1 protein-coding gene is annotated in these 1037 nt (G+C 62.4%); it reads right to left on the reverse strand.

All coding sequences use genetic code 11. The features are described 5' to 3' along the window. On the reverse strand, positions 1 to 949 hold a 949-nt coding region (locus tag EOA13_RS37250; RefSeq protein ID WP_095770220.1), incomplete at its 3' end, for an IS481 family transposase. Between the last annotated feature and the right edge of the window lie 88 nt (positions 950 to 1037).

Here is a 1037-nt window from a genome sequence, read left to right on the forward strand (position 1 = left end):
TGTGGAGCTTCAACAGGTTGTCCTCGATCAGGGCGAGGCGACTGATAGGCGTTTTTGACTTTAGGCTGCCATGTGGACGATGCCAATTGTATCTGTGCAGCCAGACAGGCAGTTCGGCGGCACGATGATCGGATGTCGGATAGGCAATGGCGTAGGCCCATTCGCGCAGTGCTGTCTGGATGAAGCGCTCGGCCTTGCCATTGGTCTTGGGCGTATAGGGTCTTGTCGTGACGTGCTTGAGGCCGAGATCGCGGCAGGCCTTGGCGAAGGCCTTTGATCTGTAGCAGGAGCCGTTGTCGGTCATGACGCGGGCTATCGTGACGCCGAGGCTGGCGTAATAGGCGACCGCGGCCTTGAGGAAGGCGATGGCGCACTCCTTTTTCTCGTCGGGCAGGATTTGCGAGAAGGCGATGCGGGACGCGTCGTCGATGCAGACATGGACGAACTCCCAGCCGGCGCCGCGCGACTTGCCCTTTTGCGGATCGCCGGTGATACGATGGCCGACTTGGCTGAAGCGGCCGAGCTTCTTGATGTCGATATGGATCATCTCGCCGGGATGCTCCCGCTCGTAGCGCCGGACCGGTTCGGCCGGCTCGATATCCCTGAGCCGCGACAGCCCGGCACGCTTGAGAACCCGGCTGACGGTGGCGGGCGAGACGCCGACCTCATGGGCGATGTGCTTGCCGGTCAGCCGCTGGCGACGCAAGGCTGCGATGCGCTCGGCCACGGACTGTTCGGTCAGGCTCGGCATGACGGTGGGCCGCGACGAGCGGTCGACCATGCCGGCCCGCCCTTTGGTCTTATAGCGCTCGACCCAGCGCGCCACGATCTTGGCCGACACGCCATAGACGCGCGCCGCATGGGCTTTGGAAAAAGCGCCTTCTATCACCGATAACGCCATCTCCTCTCGACGCAGCGGTGTGAGACGGGCATTCTTGTGGATGTTCATTCGGACCCTCCGATGGATGCTGAAGCGTGGTAACTCCAGTCTCCTCGGTCCGGTCCGAATGGACAACCTCTCGAAAGCTCACACCTAG

Origin of the sequence: Mesorhizobium sp. M7A.F.Ca.US.011.01.1.1 (assembly GCF_003998295.1) — a bacterium.
GTDB lineage: Bacteria > Pseudomonadota > Alphaproteobacteria > Rhizobiales > Rhizobiaceae > Mesorhizobium.